The following is a 23712-nucleotide window of genomic DNA, read 5'->3' as shown; positions in this document are numbered from 1 at the left end:
TAGGGAGGTCCGCCCGGCGAGGGCCAGATGCACGACGGACGGTCAGGTGGGGGACGGCGCCGACCGCTCGGGCTCCTCTACACCGGCCGCGACGAGCACGCCCGCCGAGTCGTCGCGCTCGGTGCTCGTGTCGGCCCGCACGGCGACGATGCCCGCCACGATCAGCGCCCCGCCGACGAGCTGCAGCGCAGTGAGCTGCTCGTCGAGCAGCACCCACGCCCAGATCGCCGCCGCCGCCACCTCGAGCAGGCCGACGAACGAGGCGAGGCGCGACCCCAGCATCGAGCTGGCCGTGATGCTCGTGGCGTAGGCGAGGCTGGTAGCGACGAGGCCGACGACGAGCATCGGCACCCACCAGGGCACCGTGCTGCCGAGCACGACGACGTCGTCCGCCGTGGCGGTGAAGGGCACGAGGCCGGTGAGCCCCAGCAGGCCGAGCAGCGCCGAGCCGACGAGCAGCCCCGAGGCGGCCAGCGCCACGGGCGGCAGGCCGTCGGAGGGCAGGGCCGCGATGACGAAGTACCCGGCGCAGCAGACCATCGCCGCGACGCCGAGGGCGATGCCGACGGGGTCGAGCGCTCCCCCGCCGCCGGGCGAGACGACGAGCAGCAGGCCGGCCGCCGCGACGGCCGACCCGACGAGCACGACGGCGGCGGGCCGTCGCCGGGTGGCGACCCACGCGATGACGACGAGCAGCAGGGGCGCCATGTACTCGAGCAGGATCGCCGTGCCGACGGGGATGTGCTGGATGGCGGCGAAGTAGAACACCTGCGTGCCGGCGACCCCGATCACGGCCATGCCGAGCACCCGTCGTCGTGCGCGCCAGACCGGGGCGAGGCGGCCCCGCAGGGCGACGAGAGCGATCGGCGCCAGCACGACGCCGCCGACGAGGGCACGCAGGGCGACCGCGGCGACGGGGCTCCAGCCGCTCTCGAGCAGCGGCTTCACGAAGGGCCCGGAGACCCCGAAGGAGGCGGCGGCCACGACCGCGACGAGCAGGCCGGTCGAGAGATGGCGACGAGACACGGGGTACCCTCCAGTCAGGGCCGTTCGGCCTGTTGATCCTGACGCTAGAGCGGGAGCCGACAAGGAGTCAAATTGCTTTTCGCCCCTGACACGGAAGACGTCCTCGACTTCAACGCGGCCCTGGTCAACACGACGGCCGGGGCGTCGCGCTCCGGCGGCGACGAGCTCGCGACGCCCGCCCAGCTGGACGCGCTCATGACGACCTTCGGCTTCTCGGGGCGGCGCGACCGCGACGAGGCCGAGCTCGAGGCGGTGCGGCGGGCCCGCACGCGCCTCCGTGAGCTCTGGCTCCTGCCGCGAGACGAGATGGTCGGCCCGGTCAACGAGCTGCTCGAGCGCCTGCACGCGGTTCCCCGGCTCGTCCGCCACGACGACCTCGACTGGCACCTGCACGCCACCCCGCAGAGCGCGCCGCTCGCCGACAGGATCCTGGTGGAGGCGGTGCTCGCCCTCGTCGACGTGGTCCGGTCGGACGAGACGGCGCGGCTGCGCCCCTGCGCGGCCGACGACTGCGACGGGCTGTTGGTCGACCTCTCGCGCAACGGCTCGAAGCGGTTCTGCAGCGTGCGCTGCGGCAACCGGATGAACATGGTCGCGTTCCGCGAGCGTCGGGCCGCCGAGGAGGCCGACCGGCCCGTCCACCGCTGAGCCGTCGCCCGCGCGGAGCGCATCCGAGCCCGTTCGTCAAGGCCCTCCGGGCTCCGCGGAGGCGGCCTACCGTCCGCCGGACCGCACACCATCGACCTCGGGGAGAACTCATGTCTCAGCGCAACACCTTCGTCCGCAGCCTGCACGACCTCGGCGCCGCCGCCTGGTTCGGCGGCACGCTCATGGGCGCCGTCGGCCTCAACGGCGGCACGGCGGAGGCGAAGGACCCCGTCGAGCGCCTCCGCCTCTCGTCGATCGGCTGGGCCAAGTGGGCGCCCGTGCAGTGGGCCGCGATCATCGCCCACGGCATCGGCGGGGTCGGCCTGATCGTCGGCAACGAGAGCCGCCTCGGCGGCCAGCCGTCGTCGCGCCGCAACACGGTCGTGAAGCCGGTCGTCACCCTCGCCGCCGTCGGCGCGACCGTGTGGTCGGGCATCGAGGGCGGCATCATGGCGAAGAACGCGGAGCAGGGCGCCGAGGGCGTCACCGAGCCCGACGCCACCGCCTCCGAGACCCTCGCCGCGGCGCAGAAGAAGCAGAAGGCGCTGCAGTTCGTCATCCCGGTGCTGACCGGCGTCGTGCTCGTCATGGGCGCCCAGCAGGGGGAGCAGCAGCGCCCGCTCGCCGGGCTGCTCGGCTGGCGCCGCTAGGTCACCAGACCGCCGGACCGCCGGACCGGACCGCCCGGCCGGACGGGTCCCGGGACGGGCGGGGGCGCCTCCCCGGCTCCTCCGCCCGCCCGTCAGTCGCCGTCGCCGGACCGCTTGCCCCGCATCACGATCAGCGGGTCGGGCTGTCCGACGACGGCGTCGTCGCGCCCGTCGTAGTCGAACTGGCCGAGGAAGAACCGCATCGCGTTCAGCCGTGCCCGCTTCTTGTCGTTCGACCGCACGATCGTCCACGGCGCGTGCTTCTTGTCGGTGCGGCGGAACATCTCGTCCTTCGCGGCGGTGTAGTCGTCCCAGCGGCCCAGCGACTCGAGGTCCATCGGCGAGAGCTTCCAGCGACGCACGGGGTCGAGCTGCCGCATCGCGAAGCGCGTGCGCTGCTCCTTCTGCGACATCGAGAACCAGAACTTCGTGACGTGCACGCCCGCGTCGACCAGCATCTTCTCGAAGACGGGGGCCTGCTGCATGAACGTCTCGTACTCGTCGTCGGTGCAGAAGCCCATCACCCGCTCGACGCCGGCCCGGTTGTACCAGCTGCGGTCGAAGAGGACGAGCTCGCCGGAGGTCGGCAGGGCGGCCACGTAGCGCTGGAAGTACCACTGGCCCTTCTCCCGCTCGCTCGGCGTGCTGAGCGCGACGACCCTCGCCGTGCGGGGGTTGAGGTGCTCGGTGAAGCGCTTGATCGTGCCGCCCTTGCCGGCGGCGTCGCGCCCCTCGAAGAGCACGACGGCCTTGCGGCCCGTCTCCCCCAGCCAGTTCTGGCACTTGAGCAGCTCGACCTGCAGCCGGTACTTCTCCAGCTCGTACTCGCTCCGGTCGAGGCGCTCGTCGTACGGGTAGTCCTCGCGCCAGGTGTAGACCGGGTTGCCCGCCGGGTCGATCAGCTCGGGCTCGACGGTGTGGCCGCCCGACACGCGGTAGCCCTCGTGCCGGAGCTGCTCGATGTACTCGCGGAGCGACTGTCCTGTGGTGGGGTCGAGGGTCATGCCCTCGACGGTACCGAGCGGGGAGCGGGGCCGACCGGGGGTGGCGCTCGGCGCCTCCTCGTGGTCACGGGGTCTCGCGCACCACCCACGACACACCACGAACTCGCACCGGAACCACGCCGCGGCCTGGTTCGCGGGCGAGGACGTGGTTCGTCGCCGCGTAGCTGTTCCCAGCGAGGTCTGAGCGCGCTCGGAGCATCCGTTGAGGCACGAGCTCGTCGGCGTCCTTATCATCGTGTCATCGACCTTGAGTCGAGGTGACTCAAGGTCTCGACCACGACTGAGAGAGGAAGCACCCATGGCCCTGTCCTTCGACCCCTTCACCGAGCTCGACCGTCTCGCCGGCACCCTGCTGTCACAGCGCCAGGGCCCGAAGGCCATGCCCGTCGACCTGTACCGCGAGGGCGACCAGTACGTGCTCGCCGCCGACCTGCCCGGCATCGACCCGGGGTCCGTCGACGTCGACGTCGACGGCCAGCTGCTGACGATCACGGCCCGGCGCACGGCCGGCGACCACGCCGGGGCGACCTGGCTGGCACAGGAGCGCCCGCACGGCTCGTACCGGCGCCAGTTCAGCCTGGGCGACGGCGTCGACACCGAGGGCATCACGGCGAACTACGACAACGGCGTGCTGTCGGTGGTGATCCCGGTCAGCCAGCGGGCGAAGCCGCGGCGGATCGAGGTCGGCAGCGCCCGATCGGGCGACGGTGGGGCGCAGCAGCTGTCGGCCTCGCCGGAGGCGGCGACGGCGTAGCCGTCGACCCGCACCTGCCGCCCCTGCCCGCCCGTCGACCTCGGAGGAGGTGCACCATGCTCGAACGCCGCACGTTCCTGTCGCGGGCGCTCGCCGAGCCGCTCGGCGAGCACCGTGNCGTCGTCCCGGGAGGAGGGGGCAGAGGGCGCTGCGGCTCAGAGGGTGGTGCGGGTGAGGACGGTGGTCGAGTCGGCGGCCGTGATCTCGACGCTGCGCAGGCGGTCGAGCGGCAGCTTCGACGAAGCTGCGAGGCCGGCCGCGCCGCCGGGCGCGCTGTCCCAGGTGGCGACGACGGTGCGGGTGCCGTCGACCTCCTCGACGACGAGGTCGTACACGCCGGTGCCCTCGAGGTCGGCGGCGTAGGCGCACTCCCAGTCGAAGCGCGTGCCCCAGGGAGTCGCGGTGACGGAGAGGTCGGCGGTCACCGCGCCCCCCACCAGCGACGTCATCGCGACGGGGACGGCGGGCGTCGGCGTGGTGACCGAGGCCGTGGGCTCCGCGACCCGCCCCGACGACGAGCCCAGCGCGTAGCCGCCGCCGGCGAGCAGCACGACGGCGAGCACCGCGGCCGCGCCGACCAGGGCGCGCCGACGCGGGGAGGAGGGCCGGCCGGAGGCGCGGGGGCGCGGCGCAGGACGCCCCGGTCGACGTCGGGCCGGCGTGCGGGAGCCGCGCGACGGGTCGGCGACGGGGGCTGGCGTGCCGGCCCGCGACTCCTCGGGGTCGGGCTCGGGCTCGGCGGCACCGACCCTCGTCTCGACGGGGGCGGGCGCCGGGGAGGCGACCCGCGCCTCCTCGGCGATCGCCACGGCGTCGTCGACGGGCAGCAGGCGGAGCACGGCGGGGAGCCCGGCGAGGTCGGCGACGGAGGCGGTGCACGCCTCACAACCGCAGAGGTGCCGCTCGAAGCGAGCGCGCTCGTCGGTGCTCAGGCCGCCGAGCACGTAGGCGGCGTCCCATTCGTGGACCGCGTCGTGCTCGCGCCGGAGCTCGGGCTCTCGGCGGGCGTCGGGGCGGCCGTCGCGGTCGGTCATCGGGTGACTCCTCGTTCTTGCAGGGCGAGCCGCAGGGCCTTCGCGGCGTAGTGCAGCCGCGACTTCACCGTCCCGGCCGGCACCCCCTCGATCTCTGCGGTCTCGGCGACGGTGCGACCCAGCCAGTAGCAGCTCACCACGACGCGGCGGTGCTCGCCCGAGAGCGAGCCCAGGGCGTCCGCGACGAGGAGGCGGTCGAGGACGGCGTCGGAGGCGTCGGTCACGGGAGCGCCCTCGGGCAGGTCGTCGGTGGGGAACTCGTGGGCGCGGCGCGCGCTGCGGCGGTCGTCGATCACGAGGTTGCGGGCGACGGTGAAGAGCCAGCGGCGGGCGGGCTCGTCGTCCTCCGCGAGGATGGCGGCGCTGCGCCAGGCGCGCAGCAGCGCCTCCTGCGCGACGTCCTCGGCGAGGCCGTGGTCGCCGGTGAGGCGGTGCACGTAGCGCACGAGCACGTCGCCGTGCGCGTCGTGCAGGGCGCGCAGCCGGGCTGCTCCGTCGACGTCCATCGCCACCTCCTCACCTGTACGACGAGACGGGGGGCCGGATGGTTCACCGTCGCGGCATCTTCGCACCCCGGGCTGCCCGCTCCGCGGTCGCGGCGGACCTGACAGTGCGCTGGGAGGCTGAACCCCGAGCAGCCGCCGCCCGTCGTTCCCAGTGACGGCACCTCCGTCGTCGCCGCCCTCGACCAGCAGGAGAACACCGTGAAGAAGAAGACCGGCATCATCATCGGAGTCAGTGCCGCCGTCGTCGTGGGCCTCGGAGCCACCGCCGCGTTCGCCGGCCCCGCCTTCTACCGCGACGTCGTCGTCGGCGCCCCCGAGGCCGCCCCGACCGTCGCGCCGACCGCCGGCGGCAGCACCCTCGACGCCAGCCAGCTGACCGGCGACTGGCAGGTCGGCGACGGCAGCACCGCCGGCTACCGCGTCGACGAGGTGCTCAACGGCACCGACGTCACCGTGGTCGGCACGACCGACCAGGTCACCGGCACCATCACCGTCGACGGCTCGTCGGTCTCGGCCGCCACGATCGACGTCGACGTCGCGAGCATCGCGACCGACAGCGGCAACCGCGACGAGTACTTCCGCGGCACGGCCCTCCAGACCGACGAGTTCCCGACCGCGACCTTCACCCTGACGCAGCCGATCGACGCCGCGGTGCCCGCCGACGGCGAGGTGGCGACGACCGAGGCCACGGGCGAGCTGACGATGCACGGCGTCACGCAGCAGGTCACCGTCCCGCTGCAGGCCGCGCTCTCGGGCGACGGGGTGCAGATCAGCGGGTCGATCCCGGTCACCTTCTCCGACTACGGGGTGCAGGCCCCCGACCTCGGCTTCGTCAGCGTGGAGGACAGCGGCACGGTGGAGTTCCTCGTCGCGGCGACCCCCGCCTCCTAGGCTCCCGCCCCCGCGGCGACCGGCCCCGCGGCGGCGCCTCGCGGCGGCACGAGGGCCCGGGCACGATGACGTGCCCGGGCCCTCGTGCGGCCCCTCGTCAGCGCCCCCCGGCACCGCCCCTCGTCAGCGCCCGAGCTCGGCCAGGGCCACGTTCAGCTCGAGCACGTTCACCGTCGGCTCGCCGAGGTAGCCGAGGTCGCGCCCCTGCACGTGCTGCTCGACGAGCTCGCGCACCTCGGCCACGGGCAGCTCGCGGGCGGCGGCGACGCGCTCGACCTGCTCGCGCGCGTACTCCGGGCTGACGTGCGGGTCGAGGCCGGACGCGGAGGCGGTGAGCGCGTCGACCGGGACGCTCGCCGGGTCGACCCCGTCGCTCTCGGCCACGGCCGCCCGGCGCTCCTCGATCGCCGCGATCAGGTCAGGGTTCTCCGGCCCCCAGTTGCTGCCGCTCGACGCGGAGGCGTCGTAGCCGTCGCCGGCGGCGGAGGGCCGCGACTGGAACCACTCGGGCAGGGCGGCCCCGTCGTCGTCGGTGAACGACTGGCCGATCAGCGACGAGCCGACGACCTGCCCGTCGACCTCGACCTCGGAGCCGTTCGCCCGGTGCCCGACCGCCAGCTGCCCGACCGCCGTCACGACGAGCGTGTAGGCGACGCCGAGCACGAGGGTGGCGACGACGACGGCCCGCAGGGCGGTGCCGTACTGACGCAGCGTGTTGCGTGCGTTCATGGTGAGTCCTTCTGTCTGTCTCTGGTGCTGCGAGGTGGGTGCTGCGAGAGGTGGTGCTGCGGGAGGCGCGGGCTCAGAACCCGGGCAGCAGGCTGACGACGAGGTCGATCAGCTTGATGCCGACGAACGGCGCCACGACGCCGCCGAGCCCGTAGACGAGCAGGTTGCGGCCGAGGATCGACGACGCCGACGCGGCCCGGTACCGGACGCCGCGGAGGGCGAGCGGGATGAGCGCGACGATGACGAGGGCGTTGAAGACGATCGCCGAGAGGATGGCCGACGACGGCGAGCTGAGCTGCATGACGTTGAGCAGCCCCAGCCCCGGGAAGACGCCGGCGAACATCGCGGGGATGATCGCGAAGTACTTCGCCACGTCGTTGGCGATCGAGAACGTCGTCAGCGCGCCCCGGGTGATGAGCAGCTGCTTGCCGATGCGCACGACGTCGATCAGCTTCGTCGGGTCACTGTCGAGGTCGATCATGTTGCCGGCCTCCTTCGCGGCCGACGTGCCGGTGTTCATCGCGACGCCGACGTCGGCCTGGGCGAGCGCCGGGGCGTCGTTCGTGCCGTCGCCCGTCATCGCGACGAGCGCGCCGCCCTGCTGCTCGCGGCGGATCAGCGCGAGCTTGTCCTCCGGGGTGGCCTCGGCGAGGTGGTCGTCGACCCCGGCCTCGCGGGCGATCGCCGCCGCGGTGAGCGGGTTGTCGCCCGTGACCATGACGGTGCGGATGCCCATGGCGCGCAGCTCGGCGAAGCGCTCGCGGAGGCCCTCCTTCACCACGTCCTTCAGGTGGACGACGCCGAGGACGCGCGCCGCGCCTCCGGCGTCCTTGACCGCGACCACGAGCGGGGTGCCGCCCGCCGTCGAGACGGCCTCGACGCGGCCGGTCAGCTCGTCGTGCTCGCTGCTGGCCAGCCGGCCGCCCTCCTCGACCCACGCGATGACCGAGCCGGCGGCGCCCTTGCGGATCTCGGTGCCGTCGGGCAGGTCGAGCCCGCTCATGCGGGTCTGCGCGGTGAACGGCACGATCGTCGAGCGGTCGACGCCCGCCTCGTGCCAGCCGGTGGTGAGGGCGAGGTCGACGATCGACCGGCCCTCGGGCGTGGGGTCGCTGAGCGACGACGTGGCGGCCGCCTCCACCAGCTCGGCCTCGGCGACGCCGTCGAGCGGCGTGAACTCGACCGCCCGGCGGTTCCCGTAGGTGATGGTGCCGGTCTTGTCGAGCAGCAGGGTGGTGACGTCGCCGGCCGCCTCGACGGCGCGGCCCGACATGGCCAGCACGTTGCGCTGCACCAGGCGGTCCATGCCGGCGATGCCGATCGCGCTGAGCAGCGCGCCGATCGTCGTCGGGATGAGGCAGACGAGCAGCGCGATCAGCACCGGCACGCTCACCGACGCGTCGCTGTAGCCCGCGATCGGGTTCAGCGTCAGCACGACGACCACGAAGACGATCGAGAGGCTCGCGAGCAGGATGTTCAGGGCGATCTCGTTCGGCGTCCGCTGGCGCTTCGCGCCCTCGACGAGCGCGATCATGCGGTCGACGAAGGTCTCGCCCGGCTTGCTCGTGATGCGCACGACCACGCGGTCGGAGAGCACGCGGGTGCCTCCGGTCACGGCGCTGCGGTCGCCGCCCGACTCGCGGATCACCGGGGCCGACTCGCCCGTGATGGCCGACTCGTCGACCGAGGCGATGCCCCAGACGACGTCGCCGTCGCCCGGCACGAGCTCGCCGGCCGTCACCACGACCACGTCGCCGAGCCCGAGGTCGGCCGACGAGACGTCGTCGACGGCGGCGTGCTCGGCCGAGGCGTCGCCGTCGGCGTCGTACGAGGCGACGCGTCGTGCCGTCGTGCTCGTCCGGGTGGCGCGCAGCGTCTCGGCCTGCGCCTTGCCGCGACCCTCGGCGACCGACTCGGCGAGGTTCGCGAACACGACCGTGAGCCACAGCCAGACGGCGATGGCGACCGTGAACGAGCCGGGCACCGGCGAGCCGCCGGAGGTGGCGTCGCCCACGCCGAAGAGCTGGGCGACGGCGAGCAGCGTCGTGTAGGCGGCGCCCACCTCGACGATGAACATCACCGGGTCGTGCCACATGCGGCGCGGGCCGAGCTTGCGCAGGGCGCCGGGCGGGGCCGCGGCGAGCTGCGCCGGGCCGAAGGCCGCGGGGCGGCCCGCGGCGGGGGCGCCGGTGCCGGCCTCGCCGGTCGGGTCGCCGGTGGCCCCGGCGGAGCCGGTCGTGCGGGAGTCGCGGGTCGAGGCCCCGGTGGAGGTGTCGGATGGTGTCGGCATGGTCTAGTTCAGCCCTTCGGCGAGAGGCCCGAGTGCGATGACGGGGAAGTAGGTGAGCGCCGTCACGACGACGGAGACACCGGCGAGGAGGCCGACGAAGAGCGGCCGGTGGGTGGGCAGGGTGCCCGCGGTGGCGGGGATCCTGTCCTGGGCGGCGAGCGACCCGGCGAGCGCGAGCACCAGCACGATCGGTACGAACCGGCCGAGCAGCATGGCGACCCCGAGCGCGGTGTTGAACCAGGGCGTGTTCGCGGTGAGTCCGGCGAAGGCCGAGCCGTTGTTGTTCGACGCCGAGGTGAAGGCGTAGAGCACCTCCGTGAAGCCGTGCACCCCGGGGTTCCAGATCGACGTCGCCTCGACGTCGGCCCGGACGGCGGGGATCGCGAAGCTCAGCGCCGTGCCGGTGAGCACCAGGGTCGGCGTGACGAGGATGTACAGGCTGGCCAGCGTGATCTCGCGCGGGCCGAGCTTCTTGCCGAGGTACTCCGGCGTGCGGCCGACCAGCAGCCCGGCGATGAACACCGTGATGACGGCGAGCACGAGCATGCCGTAGAGGCCCGATCCGACGCCGCCGGGGGCGATCTCGCCGAGCATCATGTTCAGCAGCGGCATCATGCCGCCGAGCGCCGTGTACGAGTCGTGCATCGAGTCGACGGCGCCGGTCGAGGTCAGGGTGGAGGTCGTGCCGAACAGGGCCGATCCGATGATGCCGAACCGCGCCTCCTTGCCCTCCATCGCTCCGCCGGCCAGCTCGGGCGCCGTGCCGGCGCCGCGGAGCTCGAAGATCGTGAGCGCCGTGAGCGAGACGACGAAGAACAGCGCCATGACCAGGGCGATCGCGCGGCCCTCACGGGGCGAGCCGACCATGGTCCCGAAGGTGCGCGGCAGCGAGAACGGGATGACGAGCATGAGCACGACCTGGAGCGCGTTCGTCCACGGCGTGGGGTTCTCGAACGGGTGGGCGGAGTTCGCGTTGAAGAACCCGCCGCCGTTCGTGCCCAGCATCTTGATCGCCTCCTGCGAGGCGACCGGCCCGCCGGGGATCGTGGCCGTGCCGCCGGTCAGCGTGGTGACGTCGGTGAACCCGGTGAAGTCCTGCACGACGCCGCCGATCATCAGCGCGACGGCGCTCAGCAGCGCGAGGGGCAGCAGCAGGCGCACGACGCCGCGGGTCAGGTCGACCCAGAAGTTGCCGAGGGTGCCGGTGCGCACGCGGGCGAAGCCGCGGATCAGCGCGACGGCCACGGCCATGCCGACCGCGGCGGAGACGAAGTTCTGCACGACGAGGCCGCCGAGCTGCACGGCGTAGCCGAGCGTGAGGTCGGGCGAGTACGACTGCCAGTTCGTGTTCGTGACGAACGAGGCGGCGGTGTTGAAGGCGAGGCCCTCGGGCACGGCGGGGAAGCCGAGCGACTGGGGCAGCACGGCCTGCAGGCGCTGGATCGCGTAGAGCGCGAGCACGCCGGCGATGGAGAAGCTCAGCACGCCGCGGAGGTAGGCGGGCCAGCTCTGCTCGGCCGAGCCGTCGACCCCGATCAGCCGGTACACGACGCGCTCGGCGCGGAGGTGGCGGGTGCTCGAGTAGAGGCGGGCCATGTGGTCGCCGAGGGGGCGGTAGGCCACGACGAGCACCGCGGCGACGGTGGCGACCTGGAGGACGCCGAGGAGGGCGTCCATCAGAAGCGCTCCGGCTGCACGAGGGCCCAGACGAGGTAGACCAGGGCGGCGACGGCGAGCACGGCGGCGCCGATCTCGAACACGATCACAGCTTCTCGACCCCCTTCGCGATGACGGCGATCACGGCGAAGACCGCGATGACGGCGAACAGGTAGACGATGTCGAGCACGACGACTCCCAGGGAGGCTGACGGGGCGGGCCCGCTCGGGCCCGGTGCCCGTGGCGGGCACAGCGAGTCAGTAGACACCGGGCCGCGGGGCCGACCGGGGCTCCTCACGGCTTCCTCACGCCGCACGGCCCGATCCTCACGCGGCGCTGACGCGGGGGCCGCCCGGACGGTGCGGGGCCGAGGCCCGATACCCCCCCGAGCAGGGGTCGGCGCAAGCCCTGGACAGGCATCGGAGCAGGGCCGATAGGTTCGGGAGCAGCCTCGTTCCCTCCGGGGGCCAGGGCTCCGTTCCCTCCGGGGGCCAGGGCTCATGGAGGGACGACCGGCCGGGCGTCCCCCACCCCGCCAGCCAGAGGGGCAGACATGGGCAAGTTCGCGTACGACAAGGCGCTCAGCGTCGACTTCGACGACCGGACCCTCGCGCACCTGCAGATCGTGATCGGCATGAAGCTGCGCCGCGGGGAGTCGTTCTACTTCTCGTGGAAGGACGACAAGGCCGTCGGCGACGGGCGCACCGCCATCTGGCTGCACCCGCCCATCCCGCTCGTCTACAAGTACTACGGCAGCCGTCTGCCGCGCATCAACCCCGAGTGGGTCCGGGCGCTCGAGATGACGGCCAACACCAACATCGGCCTGCAGGTCGTCGACGAGCCCGCCGGGCCGGCCGGAGGCGCGAGCTCGGCCCCGGGGGCCGCCCCCGTCACGAACGGGGCCGCCTCGTGACCAAGCGCGTCGACGTCCACTACGACGGGGTGCTCTACACGCTGCCCGGCGACCAGCTCGACGCGGTGCGCGAGCGCGTGCTCGCCGCCGTCGCCGGGGGCGAGGCGTTCTGACTCGAGGTCGACATCGGCGAGGGGCGCTACCAGCGGGCCGACCTGCTGGTCTCGCCGGGCGTGCCGATCAGCCTCGTCGCGATCACGGAGGAGTAGGCCGCCGGGGGCCCGTTCAGCGCGTCCTGCTCAGGCGTGCTCGGCGTCGGCATCAGCGGCAGTGCCCGCGCCCGCGCCCGCGCCCGCGCCCGCGATGTTCACCATCCAGTGGATGCCGAAGCGGTCGTCGACCATCCCGAACGAGTCGCCCCACGGCGCCCTCGCGAGCGGCACGTGCACGTGCCCGCCCTCGGCGAGGCCGTCGAACCAGCGCGTCAGCGCCTCCTCGTCGTCGGCCCCGCCGCTGAGCGACAACGAGATCGCGTTCTCCGACTCGAGCGGGATCTCGTCGGGACGGTCGGCCGCCATCAGCACGAGCCCGGCGTCGGTCTCGAGCTGGCCGTGCATGACCTTGTCGGCCTCGGCCGGCGTGCCCATACCGAAGTCGCCGAAGCGGGTGGTCGTCGGCGTGCCGCCGAGCACGGAGGCCCAGAAGTCGAGCGCCTCACGCGCCTCCGAGCGGAAGGCGAGGTAGGGGGTGAGCTGCACGGACATGGTCGACTCCTCGTCGTCGAGGTCGGCCCCGGCGGGTCGCCGGGCGGCGCCGGTCGGCGCTCGTGCACATCGTGGCACCGGCCGGGCCCGGAGGGAAGGGCGCGTCGGCGGGAGGACGAGGGGCGGCCCCGGCTCCGGGAAACGAGTCGGGACCAGGAGCCGGCGAACCGGCCCCGGCAGGCGGGGCGCACCTGCTGGCGTCGACCGTACGCCGCTCACCTGGAGGGGTCACCGCCCGGGCCTCCCTCCGCTGCCCGGGAGTGCGTAGCGTCGACCGCGTGACGAACGACGCTCCTGCCCCCACCTCGCCCGGCTCGCCCTCGACGGCGACGATGACCCGGGGCCGCACCCTGCTCTTCGCGGTCGCGGGCGGCGCCGCGGTCGGCAACCTGTACTGGGCGCAGCCCCTGCTCGGCATCATCGGGGGCGACCTCGACGCCTCCCCCGCCTCCACCGGGCTGCTGATCACCGTGACCCAGGTCGGCTACGCCCTCGGGGTCTTCTTCATCGTGCCGCTCGGCGACCGGGTCGACCGACGGCGGGCCGTGCCGCTCATCATGCTGCTCTCCGCCCTGGCGCTCGCGGCGAGCGCCGCGGCCCCGAGCTTCCCGCTGCTGCTCGTGGCGCTGACGCTGGTGGGCCTCACGACGGTGGCCGGGCAGATGCTGACGCCGCTGGCGGGCGACCTCGCCACCGACGCCGACCGGGGGCGGGTGGTCGGCACGGTAGCCAGCGGGCTGATCCTCGGCATCCTCGTGTCGCGGGCGATCAGCGGCCTCGTCGCGGACGCCCTCGGCTGGCGGGCCGTCTACGTCGTCGCGGCGGTGCTGCTGGTCGTGCTCGCCGCCCTCATGGCGCGGTCGGTGCCGTCGCTGCCCCGCCGCGCGGCCGCCCCGTACCGGCAGCTGCTCTGGTCGGTGCTGACCACCGTGGCGCGTCGACGGCAGGTGCGGGTCTCGCTGGTGATCGGCGCCTCCGTCATGGCCGTCTTCACGATGTTCTGGACAGGCCTCACCTTCCTGCTCTCGGCCGAGCCGTACGGCTGGTCGCCGGCGCAGATCGGGCTCGTCAGCATCGTCGGCGTCGCCGGCGCCGTCGGGGCCCAGCGCGCGGGCCGTCTGTTCGACCGCGGCCTCTCGCTGCCCGCGATCGGGGTCGGGCTCGCGGTGACGCTCGTCTCCCTCGTCGTCGCCGGCCTCGGCGGCGACTCGCTCGTCGTGGTGCTGATCGCCGTCGCGCTGCTGTCGGTCGGCATCCAGTCGTCGCAGGTGCTGCTGCAGACCCGGCTGCTGTCGCTCGACCCCGCGGCGCGCAGCCGGCTCAACACCGCGTTCGTCGTCGGCAACTTCGTCGGGGGCTCCATCGGCTCGGCGCTGGCGGGCACCGTCTGGCCGGTGGGCGGCTGGCCCGCGCTGATGGTGCTCTCTGCCGTGCTGATCGGTGTCGCCGGCACCGTCTGGGCCGTGCACCGCCGCCGCGGCCTCGTCGACGCCGGCTGAGCGCGGCGCGCGCCCGCCGCACCCCTCGGGGTCGCGCCCCTCACCCCGCGCACCAAGGCTCATCGCACCCCGTTCCGTTCACCGCACCCCGCTGCATCGGGGTGCGGTGAACGGAACGGGGTGCGGCACCCGTCCGGGGCGGGGCGACGGGGCGGGGGCGGCTACTGCGCGGCGCGGGCCGCCTTCACGTACGCGACGACGGCGTTCGCGTGGCCGTGGCCCAGGCCGTGCTCGGCCTTCAGCCAGGCGACGACCTGCATGTGCGGGTCGACGTCGAGCCGGTCGGCGGCGAGGTCGAGCCACTCCTGCACCGGCCGGCCGTAGGTGGCCTCGATGCTCGGGAAGTACGACGCCGGCCCCTTCGGCCTCGACCCGTCGGCGGGCGGCGCGGGGGCGAGGACTCGGTCTCTGCTCACGGGCCCAGGCTAGTGAGACGCGCCCGGCGCCTCCACCCCTCCCCGCAGCCGGGCGGGCTGCGCGCCGTCGCCGGGCCGCGGTGAGCCACCGCGCCGGGTCGGGCTCACCGAGGCTGGGCGGGGTTGGTCGGGTCGCCCTGCGACAGCGGGTTCATCGCCGGGCCGGCCGTCGCCGGGCTCACGCGCGAACCGCCCGCGGGCGCTGCGCCGACCGACGGCTCGGTGGCCGGGAGGCCGCCCGTCGGCTCGGCACCGTCGCGGAGGCGGCCCAGCCGCGCCTCGAGCAGCTGCACGACCGGCAGCCGGTCGCCGTGCGCCCGCTCGTGCTCGAGCAGGGCCGCGACGGCGGGTTCGTCGAGGGCGTGCAGCCGGGTCTCGAACGTGCCGAGCGGCAGGTGGTCGTAGTCGGGCAGGGGCAGGGCGGAGTCGTCGCTCACGGGGGTCCTCCTCGGTGCGGTCGGTCGGTCGGTGCGTGCGGTCGGTGCGTGCATGCTCACGGGTGCGGTCGGCGTGTGCGGGTGCGGTCGGACGGGTGCCGACCCGGCCGGCCGGCGCTCAGCCCGCGTCGGTGCCGGGCCTCGCCGGCCCGACGGGCCAGCGCAGCAGGGCGCCGAGGCCGGTGTCGCCGGGCAGGGCACCGGCGCTCGCGAGGAGGCGCGGGCGTCGGTCAGCAGCGCGGCCCGGGCCAGGGCCGAGGCGGCGGGCAGCTCCGCGAGCACCTCGGCCCCGAGCGCCTCCTCGGGGGCGGTCGCCACCCAGGGGGCGTCGCCGAGCGCGAGCAGCGTGCGGTCGTCGACCGCCGACGGATCGAGCAGCAGCGTGTCGACCTGCGCCGCGGCGAGCGCCGCGACGACCTCGCCGACCCTGCTCACCGCCGTGCCGTCGCCGCGCCCGAGGTGGGTGCGCAGCAGGTCGAGGGCGTCGTGCACCCGCTGGGCCACGACGCGGGCGAGGGCGACCTCGACCTGCGAGACGAGGGCGTCGTCGGCGGCGTCGGGCGCCCGGGTGTCGGTCGGCACCACCGACAGCAGGCCACGGGTCTCCTCCGACAGCTCGAGCTCGAGCAGCTGACGGGCCCGGATGTCGCCCGCGACCACGACCAGCCCGGCACGGTGGCGTTGCACGGCGGAGTCGATCGCGTCGCCGAGCTCGCCGACGTTCTGTCGCCACAGCTCCTCCGTGTGCGACTGCATCCTCTTGTGCGCCCAGCCACCGCCCTGGATCTTGTGCAGCGTGTCGGTGCGGCCCTGCACCTGCTGCTCGCGCTGCACCTCGCCGTAGCCGAAGCGGTACACGCGGAACCCGCCGCCGTCGCGCCCCACCTCGACGACGAGGAAGGGCAGGTCGACCGGGCGGTGCGCCAGCAGCGGCAGCGCGTCGGGCACGGGGCCGTGGCCGAGCGCGTCGGCGGCCTTCGCCGGGCCGGGCAGCACCTCGCTGAGCACGACCTCGCCGCCCTGCACGAGCACGTACCGGCTGACCGGCGCGGGCACTCCGAGCGGGGCGACGAGCTCCTCGGCGAGCACCCGGGCGTCGTCCACCGTGGCGCCGGCCTGCACGAGCGCGTCGAGGGTCGCGGTGGCGAGGCTGTCGGCCCAGCCGCGTGGGTCCTCCCGGTCGGCCGAGACGTCCGCGTAGGCCCAGGTCGTCGGCCGGTCGCCGCGCAGCAGCGGGGCGAGCGAGTCGCCGACCTCGGTGTCGGTCACGAGCCCGCTCCGTCGGCGGAGGCCCCCTCGGAGGCTCGTGCGTCGGCCCCGGCCACGTCGGTGACGGGCTGGCCGGGCGCCGACGGGTCCGAGCCGTCGGGCTCGGCGCGCTCGACGTCGGCTCCCTCGGGCGTCTCGGTGCTGACTGCGACGGGGTCGGCGCTGAGCCCCGCGGCGGTCTCCGTGAGCGTGTCCGTGCCGTCGCCCCCGGCGCTCGGCGGCTCCGGCGTCACCGCGGTCTCGACGTCGACGAGCTCGCCGTCGAGGCCCGCAGCCTGCTGCACCTCGGCGGAGTCCGTGTCGTCGGGCAGCGGCTCGGTCTGGCGGGCCTCTTGGACGTGGCCCGCGCCTCCCCGGCCCTGCACGAGGCCCTGCGCCTCGTGTGCCAGCTGCTCGTCCTGCTCCGGATGGTGCGTCGTGTTCCCTCGTTCGATCACGAGGTCACCTGCCTTCCCGTGGTCGTGGTGTCGGTCACGACCCACCGAACCCGGCGGTCAGGGCGACGTCCGGGGCTTGACAGCCGGCGGGCGCACGCGGCACGCTCCGTGCCCGCGGACGGGACTAGCCGCGGTGCTGCTGCTCCCCGCGACGACGGAGGCGCGTGCCCAGCACGAGGGCGAGCCCGGCGAGCAGCGCGGCGGCCCCGACGGCCAGGGGCAGCGTGGCCTCGGAGCCGGTGTAGGCGAGGGCTCCGCCGTCACGGGCGGCCACGCGGCCGCGGTCGGCGACGGGCGTGATGCGGGTCGTCGTGACCGGCGGAGTGGTGGCGCCCGGCGTCGTGGGCGTCCCGGGCACGACCGGCGTGACGGGCGGCGTGACGGGCACGACGGGCGGCGTGACCGGCACGACAGGCGGGGTCACCACGGCGGCCTCGAGGGTGGTGATCGTGTAGGTCGCGGTGTCGGCGGGCGCGACGCCGTTGGTGGCCGTCACGGTCACCGTGGTGGTGCCGGGCGTCGTGGGCGTGCCCGAGATGACCCCGGTCGTGGCGTCGAGCGAGAGGCCGGCGGGCAGCGTGGTCGACGTGAACGTGGGCGTGGGGCTGCCGGTGGCGGTCACGGTGAAGGCGTAGGGCGTGCCGGCGGTGGCGTCGGTCGGGGCCGACGAGGTGATCTGCGGGGCCTCGTTGCAGGAGGCGTCGCGGACGATGCGCGTCGTGTCGAGGGTGACGGCGCCGGTGCGGGCGAGGAGGCGCCCGTCGACGGTCGAGGTCGCGACGACCGAGATGGAGGTCTGGGCCATGACCGTGCCGGCGAACGCCGAGCCGCCGCCGATGGTCGCGGAGCGCCCGACCTGCCAGAAGACGTTGCAGCCGCTGGCGCCGCCGGTGAAGACCATCGACGTGCCGCTGCCGATGGTGAGGTCCTGGGGCACCTGGATGACCCAGGTCGAGGCCGCGTCGCCGGCGAACGTCAGCGCGGCGGTGTCGGGCAGCAGGGCGTCGACGCCGTCGGTCGCGTAGACGCCGGGCGTGAGGAGGCGGTCGGCGGGGTCGGCGAGCGAGATGCTGGCCTGCGGGCTGAGGCTCGCCGACTGCTCGTAGGCGCGCTGCAGCGACGCCTGCGCCCGGGCCGCGAGGGCGTCCGTGGCGTGCAGGGTCCCGTCGGTGACGACGCCGGGGCCGCCCTGGAACCCGGTGATCGACGTCCCGGGCGAAAGGCCGACGTCGCCCTGCACCACCGAGACGCCGGTGTTCGTGACGGTCTGGCCGCCGAGCACCGCGAAGCTCGTCGCGTCGCCGAGGTCGATCAGCCCGACGGCCCGGGCGGAGGGAGCCGTGGAGAGGGCCAGCGCGGCGGCGACGCCGAGCAGGACGGCCCCGGCGAGCACCGGACGGGCGGAGAAGAGGGGGCGGGAGGAGGTCGAACGGGCCATGAGGCGCCTGACTGAGAAGAGGAGGCACCTGATCTCCGCGTGACTGCGTCGCGTGTTCCCCGTTACCTGTCGTTTATACGCCCACTCCGGCCGGAGCCACAAGAGCGGGGAGCATAGCTGACAATCCGCCCCCGCCCGACCATTCCGCGACGCATCGTGCAGATCACCCGTTCGGGGGCCACGCCCGCGGGGACTGCTCCGGCCCTCCCGGCCGCCCTCGCGTCGAGCCCGGCCTCAGCGCTCCGAGGCCGTCGGCCCGCGGTCGGCGTGGACGACCTGGACCGACCCGGCCGCGGCCGACGCCTCCCGGAGGCGCCCGACGAAGCCCTCGTCCTCGGGCTCGAGCTCGTCCTCGTCCGCGTCGGAGACCACGATCTGGCTCGCCGGCCCGATCAGGATGGTCGACGTCGTCGCGGTGCCGTGCGCGTCGAAGGTGGGCACGTGGACGGTGTCCGTGCCGCCGTTCGCGCCGAGCGCGGCCGCGTACTCGACCACCGCCTCCGCGATGTCGTCGCCGGTGGTGATCGTGCTGCCGTCGTAGCGGATGTGCTTCATCGCTGCCTCCCCCTGACAGTGAACCGCAGGAGGCGCGGGCGCGTCCCAGGGAAGGGCCCGCGCCTCCTGCCCCCCACCGCGCCGCCTCGCAGGCCGGGCGGCTACGGTCGACCGATGTTCATCCTCTTCGGCACCACCGTGAAGAGCCGCGTGCTCGCCGTGGTCGTCTTCGCCTGCCGGTTCTGCGACAAGACGGTGCCGCAGCAGGTCGAGGAGCACGCCACGAAGGCGACGCTCTTCTTCGTGCCGCTCGTGACGCTGCGGAAGCGCTGGCTGAACCGGTGCAGCAACTGCGGCGGCCTCACCGAGCTGAGCCGCGAGCAGGCCGACCACGCGGTCGCGCAGTCGGCCGCCCGCGGCTGAGGGTCGTCGGCGCCGGCCTCGGCGTCGTGGTCGCGGTCGCGGTCGGCGGCGCTAGAGCAGGACGGTGCTGCTGCGCCAGGAGGCGGGGGTCCCGCCGTCGAGGCCGGTCTCCCACACGACGGTGAGGGCCGTCGGAGCCCCGTCGCCGGGCTCGACGTCGGCGGTGAACTGGCGCTCCGACCCGGCGGCGGCGCCGAGCTCGACGGGCACCGAGGTGCCGTCGACCCAGCCGTACAGGGCGTCGGGGTAGCCGACGGTCGACGGGACGTCGCTGCCACTGCTCGCCGGGCTGGCGAACGAGAGGGTCGCGGGTCGGCTCGGGTCGAGCGCGGCGGGGCCTGCCTCGTATCGGGCGTCCTCCGCGCCCGCCGCGGGGTTCCGCCACTCGTACAGCGACCCGCCCGTCGGCGGCACGCCCGCGTCGTCGATGCGCAGGTCGGCGGGGTCGCCGTCGACGGCCCGCACGACCCAGGCGTCGGCCTCGGAGTCGGTGGTCACGCTGACGAGGGTGAAGGCGCCCTCGGGGCCCTCGCTCGACACCATCTCACCGGCGAGCAGCTGGCCCGCCTCGTCGGCGGAGACCGTGCCGTCGCGGCCGAAGAGCCCCGCGAAGGTCTGCTCGGTCGAGTAGAACTGCTGGGCCTGCGGGGTCAGGAGCTGCCAGGCGGCGGCCGCGTCTCCGGCGACGGCGGCGTCGAGGTACTCGGCGACGAGCGCCTCCTCCGGGCTGGCGGCCTCGACGGGCGTCGGCGAGGCCGTCGCGCCCGGCGTCGGGGCCACGTCCGTGGCCGCCGGGGCGGCGCTGACCTGGTCGTCGGAGGTGCACCCGGCAGCGAGGCCGAGGACGCCGGCGACGAGGAGAGCTGTGGTGAGTCGTTCTCGTGTCTGGCTCATGGGCTGGACGGTAGTGGCGTGCGCACGACACGTGTCGCGACTCCCAGGAGACGTCCACCGGGGGCGACGGCGCGAGAACTCCACCGCCGACGGGCTGGACGCGGCTCCGCCGGCCGCGGGAGGATCAGGGCACGACGAACGAGGTGAGGACGATGGAGCCGATCGAGCATGAGACGTCAGAGGGAGGGCCGCGACGCCTCGTGGTCTCGTACGACGCCCGTGTCGCCGCGGGCCGAGCAGATCCGATCACACCGGAGCAGCGGGCCATGGCAGCCAAGGTGCACGTGATGGTCAACGAGCGCCTGGGCGTTCCCACGGAGAACTGGATCAGGGAGCTCGCCGACAGGGTGTGAGGGCGAGCCCTTCCGTCGCGCGTCAGTCGCGGACGAGGTCGGCCGCCGGGCGATCGGGCGCGTCGCGTGCGCCCGGCAGGTCGTGCAGGCCCGGCGTGCAGGCGACGACGCCGAGCAGCAGCGACGCGACGGCGAGCGTGACGACGAAGTGGCGGGGCAGGGGCGGACGGCCGTCGGTCACGGTGGTCTCCTCTCGGGCGTCGACGCCGCCCGTCGGCGTCGACCTCCAGCACACCGTCTCGCGGGGTGCCGCGACAGGGGGCTGACCCCCGGGTCGCACCGGGGTCGACCTCACCCTCTCGCGCCGCGACGGCCGCGACGTCGTCCCTTCGGCTGATCTCCGGCGACCAGGGGACGATCCCCCGCCGACGAGCCCCGGCGGGGTGCGAGCATGCAGGCATGACCCGCTCTCCGTCACCGCGCCTCCCCCGCCCCGTCGTCCCCCGACTCTCCGCCGCGAGCGGTGCCGGGTTCGCCCTCGTCGTGGCGCTGGCCGGGTGCACGACGGCCGACGCCGGGTCGGGCGCCGGCTCCGGGGCGCCGACCCGCGACTCCTCGACGACGTCGACCAGTGCGGGGGCGACTCCCTCGCCGACCGCGCCGGCCACGACGGTGGTCGACGACCCCGAGCTCGACGCCGCCCTGGCCGCCCTCGAGTCCGAGCACGGAGCCCGCGTCGGCCTCAGCGTCGTCGACACCGGCACGGGTCGGGCCCTCGAGCACCGCGGCGACGAACGGTTCCTCTACGCCTCGAGCCTCAAGGCGCTGGCCGCCGCCGCGCTGCTCGACGCGACCGAGCCGGCCGACCTCGACGAGGTTGTGACCTGGACGGCGGACGACGTGACAGCCGCCGGGTACTCCCCCGCCACGAGCGCCGCGACGGGCACCGGCATGACCCTCGGTCAGCTCGCGGAGGCCGCGGTGCGGCAGAGCGACAACACGGCGCTGAACCTCGTCGTCGAGCACCTCGGCGGGCCGGCCGCCCTCGACGCGGCCCTCACGGCCCAGGGCGACGACGTCACCGACGTGGTGCACGGCGAGCCCGATCTCAACCGCCCGACGGTCGGGAGCACGGCCGACACCACCACGCCCGCCGCCGTCCGGGGCCTCCTGGCCAGGGTGGTCGCGGGCGAGTGGCTCGGCGACGACGACCGCGCCCAGCTGCTCGAGTGGATGTCGGGCAACGCGACGGGCGACGCGCTCGTCCGGGCCGGGGCGCCCGAGGGCTGGGCCGTGGCCGACAAGTCCGGAGGCGCGGGGCCGGTCCGCAACGACGTCGCGGTCGTGACGCGGCCGGGTGGTGACCCCGTGGTGATCGCCGTGCTGACGACGCGCACCGACCCGGCGGCGGCGTACGACGACGCGCTGGTCGCGGCGGCGGCGCGGGCGGCGTTCGAGGCGGTGCAGCGCGGCTAGCGGCGCCCGGGGGCGTGCCTGCCCGGACCCGCGCGGGCGCCGGGCCCGGCTGTCTCGGGAAAGCGAGAGAGATCCGGGCTGCCGACCCGCGACTCCCCGAGTTCTTGGCCCGTGTCGAGCCGATCGCTCTCAAATTTGAGCGTGATCGGGCCTGGAGGCAGCGGCGGCGAGCAGGGGGAAGGGCGCCGCGGGCGAGAGGCTGGGGCCGAGGGCCGAGGGCCGAGGGCCGAGGCCAGCCGAGGCTCGGCTAGCGCCCCTCCGGCACCGCCATCGCGCCGAAGCGACGCACGTCGGCGCCGTGCCGGGCGAAGAGCTCGGCGAGCTCGTCGATCCGGGTGGGCGCGAGGGTGCGCGGCCGGTCGCCGACCCGCTCGAGGAAGCTGCGCAGCTGACGCCCGCCCGCGACGATCGTCGTCGTGACGCCGGCCTCGGTGGCGTCGGTCTCGGCCGCCCAGACCTCCGCGTCGGGGTGCGAGTAGAAGACGGCGGTGTCGAACCACTGGGTGCGGCTCGTCTCGGCCCCGACGAGGTCGGAGACGCGCTGCGCCTGCCGCCGCACCTGCGCGGCCGGCGACTCCCGGCCCTCGTGGCTCGTGATGCGGAACGACGTCGGCGACTCGCGCGAGACCTGCACCGCGAACGGCGGCTCGAAGGTCGCGTCGCCGAAGAGGGTGCCGATCGACGAGTGCACGTCGCGCGGCTGGACGCCATCGAGCACGACGCCCTTCCAGCCCTTGTTCTCGATGACGACGGCCGCGGAGCTCAGCAGCAGCACGTGGTCGACCTGCGCGACGAACCGACGGGTGCGCGGCGCGTCGACCGGCACGAAGACGACGTTCGTGACGAGCACGCCGTCGAGCCCGAGCTCGGTGCAGGCGTCGACGACGGCCCGCTGCGAGGGCTCGTCCCAGCGCATGCTGCGGGTGGCGAACTCCTGGCTCTGCTCGGCGCGCTCCTCAGCGTCGCGGCGGCGGGCGTCGAGCTCGTCACGCTCCCGGGCGTGCTTCGCTTCGAGGCTGCTGACGCCCTCGTCGTGCGAGGCCGAGACTCGCTCGAGCTCCTGGCGGTGGGCCGTCTCGGCGGCCTCGACCCGGGTCGTCGCCGCCGCGGCCGCGGCCCGGCTGCGTCGACGCCCCACGACGATCGCGACCACGACCCCCACGAGCGCCAGCACCAGCAGGGCGACCAGCACCCACGTCGTCGTCTCCTGATCCATGTGCCCAGCACAGCACACGCGAGCGGCGACCCCGGGGAGGCGCCCCCGCCCGGCGACGGACGCGCGCGCCCGGGCCGGCACAGCACGACACTGCACCGGACGGCACGGCACGACACAGCACCGCGCCCCGCGACCCGACGAGCCTCCGCCGACGGGCTACCCCCTGCCCCCCGCCTCCGTCAACCCTCGGTCGCACCCGGCGTCGCCTACCTAGCGTGGGCCGCATGAAGCACATCACCTTCGCCGACAAGGACTTCCTCGTGGGGGACGCGATCGCCGACGCCGTGCTCGAGTACGCCGCGATGCTCGGCGAGACGGGCTCCGCCGACTCCATCGACCTCACCGCCTACGGCGCCGACGGCGACGTGGTCTCGGCCACGCTGTTCCTGTCGGCCGGGGTCGCCCTCGTCGCCGAGAGCACGAACAGCCCGCTGCCCGAGCCCGACAACGCCGAGACGGTCGCCTACATCGAGGGGCGCCTGGCGCAGCGCATCGCCCCGCACGACGTGCAGCCGTCGGCGCTCCCCGCCGAGGGCGCCGACTTCGACATCGACGACTGGGTGAGCACGCAGGAGTGACCCGGGCCCGGCGGTGCCGAGGGGCATCGACGTCGC

General features: G+C 74.6%; 28 protein-coding genes. 10 read left to right on the top strand and 18 right to left on the bottom strand.

Features of this window, described 5'->3' with window-relative positions:
- Nucleotides 1-42 precede the first annotated feature (42 nt).
- On the bottom strand, nucleotides 43-1026 hold the full coding sequence (locus IFT72_RS12700; protein WP_192046661.1) for an EamA family transporter: 984 nt from the start codon (nucleotides 1024-1026) through the stop codon (nucleotides 43-45).
- 72 nt (nucleotides 1027-1098) lie between these two features.
- Here IFT72_RS12700 and IFT72_RS12695 point away from each other — a divergent pair, with 72 nt between their 5' ends.
- Nucleotides 1099-1674 (top strand): CGNR zinc finger domain-containing protein, encoded by a 576-nt coding sequence (locus IFT72_RS12695; RefSeq protein WP_192046660.1) that lies wholly within the window; start codon nucleotides 1099-1101, stop codon nucleotides 1672-1674.
- 110 nt (nucleotides 1675-1784) lie between these two features.
- A complete protein-coding gene (locus IFT72_RS12690) occupies nucleotides 1785-2324 on the top strand; it encodes a hypothetical protein (RefSeq protein ID WP_192046659.1) in 540 nt (179 codons plus the stop codon).
- Nucleotides 2325-2416: 92 nt separating this feature from the next.
- Here the strand turns inward: IFT72_RS12690 and ppk2 are convergent, their stop codons facing one another.
- Nucleotides 2417-3328, bottom strand: a complete 912-nt coding sequence (gene ppk2 / locus IFT72_RS12685; RefSeq protein ID WP_192046658.1) for a polyphosphate kinase 2 — start codon at nucleotides 3326-3328, stop codon at nucleotides 2417-2419.
- Nucleotides 3329-3626: 298 nt separating this feature from the next.
- Between ppk2 and IFT72_RS12680 the strand changes: the two genes are divergently transcribed.
- Entirely contained in the window at nucleotides 3627-4082 is a 456-nt protein-coding gene (locus IFT72_RS12680) for an Hsp20/alpha crystallin family protein (protein WP_056052267.1), read from the top strand.
- A 155-nt stretch (nucleotides 4083-4237) separates the two neighbouring features.
- Here IFT72_RS12680 and IFT72_RS12675 read toward each other — a convergent pair whose 3' ends face one another.
- Together IFT72_RS12675 and IFT72_RS12670 are read right to left on the bottom strand one after the other, a co-directional pair.
- Entirely contained in the window at nucleotides 4238-5116 is an 879-nt protein-coding gene (locus tag IFT72_RS12675; RefSeq protein WP_192046657.1) for an anti-sigma factor, read from the bottom strand.
- Complete coding sequence (locus IFT72_RS12670; RefSeq protein ID WP_056052262.1) at nucleotides 5113-5622, bottom strand: sigma-70 family RNA polymerase sigma factor; 510 nt, start codon at nucleotides 5620-5622, stop codon at nucleotides 5113-5115. The genes IFT72_RS12675 and IFT72_RS12670 overlap by 4 nt, the downstream gene beginning before the upstream one ends.
- A 198-nt stretch (nucleotides 5623-5820) precedes the next feature.
- Here IFT72_RS12670 and IFT72_RS12665 point away from each other — a divergent pair, with 198 nt between their 5' ends.
- Nucleotides 5821-6513 carry a YceI family protein gene (locus IFT72_RS12665; RefSeq protein WP_192046656.1) on the top strand — a complete coding sequence of 231 codons (693 nt, stop codon included), beginning with the start codon at nucleotides 5821-5823 and terminating at the stop codon, nucleotides 6511-6513.
- Nucleotides 6514-6636: 123 nt separating this feature from the next.
- On the opposite strand, the gene kdpC is transcribed toward IFT72_RS12665, so the two are convergent.
- The 5 genes from kdpC to IFT72_RS12640 all read right to left on the bottom strand — a co-directional run bounded on the left by kdpC (nucleotide 6637) and on the right by IFT72_RS12640 (nucleotide 11456).
- On the bottom strand, nucleotides 6637-7242 hold the full coding sequence (kdpC, locus tag IFT72_RS12660; RefSeq protein ID WP_192046655.1) for a potassium-transporting ATPase subunit KdpC: 606 nt from the start codon (nucleotides 7240-7242) through the stop codon (nucleotides 6637-6639).
- A gap of 73 nt (nucleotides 7243-7315) precedes the next feature.
- Nucleotides 7316-9532: a potassium-transporting ATPase subunit KdpB gene (gene kdpB / locus IFT72_RS12655; RefSeq protein WP_192046654.1), complete on the bottom strand. Its 2217-nt coding sequence runs from the start codon at nucleotides 9530-9532 to the stop codon at nucleotides 7316-7318.
- 3 nt (nucleotides 9533-9535) lie between these two features.
- On the bottom strand, nucleotides 9536-11209 hold the full coding sequence (gene kdpA, locus IFT72_RS12650) for a potassium-transporting ATPase subunit KdpA (protein WP_192046653.1): 1674 nt from the start codon (nucleotides 11207-11209) through the stop codon (nucleotides 9536-9538).
- Entirely contained in the window at nucleotides 11209-11298 is a 90-nt protein-coding gene (locus IFT72_RS16715; protein ID WP_156369875.1) for a potassium-transporting ATPase subunit F, read from the bottom strand. Before IFT72_RS16715 ends, kdpA begins: the two co-directional genes overlap by 1 nt.
- Complete coding sequence (locus tag IFT72_RS12640; RefSeq protein ID WP_156369874.1) at nucleotides 11295-11456, bottom strand: hypothetical protein; 162 nt, start codon at nucleotides 11454-11456, stop codon at nucleotides 11295-11297. Before IFT72_RS12640 ends, IFT72_RS16715 begins: the two co-directional genes overlap by 4 nt.
- 285 nt (nucleotides 11457-11741) lie before the next feature.
- Between IFT72_RS12640 and IFT72_RS12635 the strand changes: the two genes are divergently transcribed.
- Complete coding sequence (locus tag IFT72_RS12635; RefSeq protein WP_192046652.1) at nucleotides 11742-12101, top strand: ATP-dependent DNA ligase; 360 nt, start codon at nucleotides 11742-11744, stop codon at nucleotides 12099-12101.
- Between the two features lie 239 nt (nucleotides 12102-12340).
- Here IFT72_RS12635 and IFT72_RS12630 read toward each other — a convergent pair whose 3' ends face one another.
- Nucleotides 12341-12805, bottom strand: coding sequence for a VOC family protein (locus IFT72_RS12630; RefSeq protein WP_192046651.1), 465 nt, complete (start codon nucleotides 12803-12805; stop codon nucleotides 12341-12343).
- 278 nt (nucleotides 12806-13083) lie between these two features.
- Between IFT72_RS12630 and IFT72_RS12625 the strand changes: the two genes are divergently transcribed.
- Entirely contained in the window at nucleotides 13084-14304 is a 1221-nt protein-coding gene (locus tag IFT72_RS12625; RefSeq protein ID WP_255465212.1) for an MFS transporter, read from the top strand.
- Between the two features lie 161 nt (nucleotides 14305-14465).
- Here the strand turns inward: IFT72_RS12625 and IFT72_RS12620 are convergent, their stop codons facing one another.
- From IFT72_RS12620 to IFT72_RS12600, 5 genes are all read right to left on the bottom strand, one after another.
- On the bottom strand, nucleotides 14466-14720 hold the full coding sequence (locus IFT72_RS12620; protein WP_192046650.1) for a DUF4287 domain-containing protein: 255 nt from the start codon (nucleotides 14718-14720) through the stop codon (nucleotides 14466-14468).
- A gap of 104 nt (nucleotides 14721-14824) precedes the next feature.
- On the bottom strand, nucleotides 14825-16426 hold the full coding sequence (locus IFT72_RS12615) for a Vms1/Ankzf1 family peptidyl-tRNA hydrolase (RefSeq protein ID WP_192046649.1): 1602 nt from the start codon (nucleotides 16424-16426) through the stop codon (nucleotides 14825-14827).
- Nucleotides 16423-16863: a hypothetical protein gene (locus IFT72_RS12610; protein WP_192046648.1), complete on the bottom strand. Its 441-nt coding sequence runs from the start codon at nucleotides 16861-16863 to the stop codon at nucleotides 16423-16425. The genes IFT72_RS12615 and IFT72_RS12610 overlap by 4 nt, the downstream gene beginning before the upstream one ends.
- A 124-nt stretch (nucleotides 16864-16987) precedes the next feature.
- Nucleotides 16988-18301 (bottom strand): ice-binding family protein, encoded by a 1314-nt coding sequence (locus IFT72_RS12605; protein ID WP_192046647.1) that lies wholly within the window; start codon nucleotides 18299-18301, stop codon nucleotides 16988-16990.
- A 234-nt stretch (nucleotides 18302-18535) separates the two neighbouring features.
- Nucleotides 18536-18856 (bottom strand): hypothetical protein, encoded by a 321-nt coding sequence (locus IFT72_RS12600; RefSeq protein WP_056052228.1) that lies wholly within the window; start codon nucleotides 18854-18856, stop codon nucleotides 18536-18538.
- 114 nt (nucleotides 18857-18970) lie between these two features.
- Here IFT72_RS12600 and IFT72_RS12595 point away from each other — a divergent pair, with 114 nt between their 5' ends.
- Nucleotides 18971-19219 (top strand): zinc-ribbon domain-containing protein, encoded by a 249-nt coding sequence (locus IFT72_RS12595; RefSeq protein ID WP_056052225.1) that lies wholly within the window; start codon nucleotides 18971-18973, stop codon nucleotides 19217-19219.
- A gap of 51 nt (nucleotides 19220-19270) precedes the next feature.
- Here the strand turns inward: IFT72_RS12595 and IFT72_RS12590 are convergent, their stop codons facing one another.
- Nucleotides 19271-20113, bottom strand: coding sequence for a hypothetical protein (locus IFT72_RS12590; protein WP_192046646.1), 843 nt, complete (start codon nucleotides 20111-20113; stop codon nucleotides 19271-19273).
- 152 nt (nucleotides 20114-20265) lie between these two features.
- On the opposite strand from IFT72_RS12590, the gene IFT72_RS12585 reads away from it, so the two are divergent.
- Nucleotides 20266-20466, top strand: a complete 201-nt coding sequence (locus tag IFT72_RS12585; protein WP_156369873.1) for a hypothetical protein — start codon at nucleotides 20266-20268, stop codon at nucleotides 20464-20466.
- A gap of 22 nt (nucleotides 20467-20488) precedes the next feature.
- Here the strand turns inward: IFT72_RS12585 and IFT72_RS12580 are convergent, their stop codons facing one another.
- Nucleotides 20489-20647: a hypothetical protein gene (locus tag IFT72_RS12580; protein ID WP_192046645.1), complete on the bottom strand. Its 159-nt coding sequence runs from the start codon at nucleotides 20645-20647 to the stop codon at nucleotides 20489-20491.
- A 218-nt stretch (nucleotides 20648-20865) separates the two neighbouring features.
- Here IFT72_RS12580 and bla point away from each other — a divergent pair, with 218 nt between their 5' ends.
- Nucleotides 20866-21882 (top strand): class A beta-lactamase, encoded by a 1017-nt coding sequence (gene bla, locus IFT72_RS12575; protein WP_192046644.1) that lies wholly within the window; start codon nucleotides 20866-20868, stop codon nucleotides 21880-21882.
- Between the two features lie 247 nt (nucleotides 21883-22129).
- Here the strand turns inward: bla and IFT72_RS12570 are convergent, their stop codons facing one another.
- Nucleotides 22130-23098: a nuclease-related domain-containing protein gene (locus IFT72_RS12570; protein WP_192046643.1), complete on the bottom strand. Its 969-nt coding sequence runs from the start codon at nucleotides 23096-23098 to the stop codon at nucleotides 22130-22132.
- A 224-nt stretch (nucleotides 23099-23322) separates the two neighbouring features.
- Between IFT72_RS12570 and IFT72_RS12565 the strand changes: the two genes are divergently transcribed.
- The gene (locus IFT72_RS12565; RefSeq protein WP_167257974.1) at nucleotides 23323-23676 is read left to right on the top strand and encodes a hypothetical protein; all 354 of its coding nucleotides are present in this window, start codon (nucleotides 23323-23325) and stop codon (nucleotides 23674-23676) included.
- Nucleotides 23677-23712: the final 36 nt, after the last annotated feature.

Origin of the sequence: Frigoribacterium sp. CFBP 8754 (genome assembly GCF_014841815.1) — a bacterium.
In the GTDB taxonomy this organism is placed as follows: Bacteria; Actinomycetota; Actinomycetes; order Actinomycetales; family Microbacteriaceae; genus Frigoribacterium; species Frigoribacterium endophyticum.
This window is presented reverse-complemented; position numbering and strand designations above follow the sequence as displayed.